Here is a 2,294-nt window from a genome sequence, read left to right as displayed (position 1 = left end):
CCTGAACAAAAACAAGAAAATAAAATAATCTCGGGCATCCGTATTACAGTTGAACACGCCATCGCGGGTATCAAGCGCCTCGGTTGCATGACCCAAATTTTACGGAATCGTAGACCCTTTATTGATGATACCTTCTTACTCCTTAGCGCAGGTCTTTGGAATTTCCATCTCAGAACAGCGTAAAATTTACTTCAATCACCGAAACACCCTTATTTCACTATTAAGCAACACGCTTAATGTGCTAGGTGCATTGACGGGTGGTCAGGCGTTGCAGCAAGCAAAAGCTGGTATAGAGGCAGTTTATTTATCGGGTTGGCAAGTGGCAGCTGATGCTAATACTGCTGCGAGTATGTATCCAGATCAATCGCTTTATCCTGTTGATTCTGTTCCTGAAGTTGTCAAACGGATTAATAATAGCTTTCGTCGAGCCGAATCAAATTCAATGGGCAAATAATATAAATCCAGGCGATGCTAAATATATTGATTTCTTTCTGCCAATTATTGCTGGTGCGGAGACCGGTTTTGGTGGCATATTGAATGCTTTTGAACTTATGAGAACATTAATTGAAGCCGGCGCTGCCGCTGTGCATTTTGAAGATCAGCTAGCTGCCGCCAAAAAATGTGGTCATATGGGTGGTAAGGTATTGGTGCCGACACAAGAAGCTATTGAAAAGTTAATTGCCGCACGTTTGGCGGCTGATGTTTGTGGTGTTCCTACGGTTTTGATTGCGCGTACTGATGCTGAAGCGGCAGATTTGCTGACGTCAAACAGCGATCCTTACGATGAAAAATTTATGATCAACGAACGTACGCAAGAAGTTTTTTCCGTACCCAGGCAGGTATTGAACAAGCTATTAGTCGAGGTTTAGCTTATGTTCCTTATGCTGACTTGATTTGGTGCGAGACATCAACCCCCGATTTAGATGCGGCTAAAATATTTGCCGAGGCTATACATGCTAAATATCCGAATAAGTTGCTGGCTTATAACTGTTCTCCATCTTTTAATTGGAAGAAAAACTTGGACGATAAAACCATAGCCTGTTTTCAAAAATAATTATCTGAAATGGGATATAAATTTCAATTTATAACCTTAGCTGGTATTCATAGTATGTGGTTTAACATGTTTGATTTAGCTTATGCATATGCTCAAGGTGAAGGAATGAAGCATTATGTTGAGAAAATTCAGGAAAAGGAGTTTGCTGCTGCTAAGCAGGATTACTCGTTTTCTTCTCATCAGCAGGAAGTAGGCACGGGTTATTTTAATAAAGTAACAACCATTATTCAAGGTGGAACTTCTTCTGTCACGGCACTAACTGGCTCAACTGAAGAGCAGCAGTTTTAAATATATTGCTTATGTTATTTAGCCTGATGGATTTGATGTTAATAAAGCTTAATTTGTCGAAATGAGGGCGTGATTTATGACCTTAAATTCAGCAGAGTTAATTGCCGAGACAATTTTACAAGGCTTTGATGCGCAGTATGGTCGTTTTTTGGAAGTAACATCAAGTGCCCAGCAACGTTTTGAAGATGCTGATTGGCACGGTGTACAAGAAGCGATGAAAAAGCGAATTAATCTTTATGATCATCATGTCGATCTGGTTGTTAAACAACTTGGGCAGATGAATTTAATAGCTGAGTTTACTAACCAATTATTAGCAGAAATTAAGCAGCGTTATATTAAACTATTAGAAGATTACCCGCGTTTTGAAATAGCGGAAAGTTTTTTTAATTCAGTTTATTGTCGATTATTTCAACATTGTGATCTTACTCCTAATAATTTCACGAGTTTCGCACAAAACTAATTTGGGTACGCTAATAAAACACGGATGTGCTCAGCAATAGCATTTTTGATTACGTCCCAATTTTGTTGATAAAGGGTTATTTTTTCAGATATACGACGTTTATGTTGTTCAAACCACGCAGAAATAGCGAGAAAAATATGATTTCTTTGCGCTCGGCTCGTGCGAGCCTGACAGCGTTCAATACCACAATTTTGTTTAACTTCTCGATGATAAACTTCAACAGACCAACGGGCATCCATGATAGATTTGACGTATTCACGGGTGGGATTCTCTTTGTTTGTTACTATTAGGACTTACGCAAATAGCATAATAATTGTAGGCTTTTTGAGCTGCTGACAAAGATAATCATCGAGCAATCCTCGCTTAATACGATAAAGCGTTTTGCCTGTACTTCGAGCAATTTGAGCTAATCGGGTCCAGACTAAAAAAGCACATGCAATATGATTGCGTTGTATCCGAGCATTGCGACATTGGCATTTTTCGAGTCCAGTG

Annotated in this window: 2 protein-coding genes and 3 pseudogenes; 3 read left to right on the top strand and 2 right to left on the bottom strand. The window is 39.3% G+C overall.

What is annotated here, in order from left to right:
- The 3 genes and pseudogenes from CBG25_RS09410 to CBG25_RS09400 all read left to right on the top strand — a co-directional run.
- Positions 1-183: transposase family protein (locus CBG25_RS09410; protein ID WP_366212660.1), on the top strand; the 183-nt coding region annotated here is incomplete at its 5' end.
- A gap of 49 nt (positions 184-232) precedes the next feature.
- Positions 233-1,342, top strand: a pseudogene (aceA, locus tag CBG25_RS09405) (isocitrate lyase); the annotation flags it as partial.
- A gap of 76 nt (positions 1,343-1,418) precedes the next feature.
- A pseudogene (locus tag CBG25_RS09400) lies at positions 1,419-1,775 on the top strand (isocitrate dehydrogenase kinase/phosphatase AceK regulatory subunit); the annotation flags it as partial.
- Positions 1,776-1,798: 23 nt separating this feature from the next.
- On the opposite strand, the gene CBG25_RS09395 reads toward CBG25_RS09400, so the two are convergent.
- Together CBG25_RS09395 and CBG25_RS09390 are read right to left on the bottom strand one after the other, a co-directional pair.
- Positions 1,799-2,089, bottom strand: coding sequence for a transposase (locus tag CBG25_RS09395; protein ID WP_290606234.1), 291 nt, complete (start codon positions 2,087-2,089; stop codon positions 1,799-1,801).
- Between the two features lie 6 nt (positions 2,090-2,095).
- Positions 2,096-2,294: pseudogene (locus tag CBG25_RS09390) on the bottom strand (IS701 family transposase); the annotation flags it as partial.

It is taken from the genome of Arsenophonus sp. ENCA, from assembly GCF_002287155.1.
Classification (GTDB): Bacteria; Pseudomonadota; Gammaproteobacteria; order Enterobacterales; family Enterobacteriaceae; genus Arsenophonus; species Arsenophonus nilaparvatae.
The sequence above is the reverse complement of the archived record's forward strand: the minus strand, read 5'-3'. Positions and strand labels throughout refer to the sequence as shown.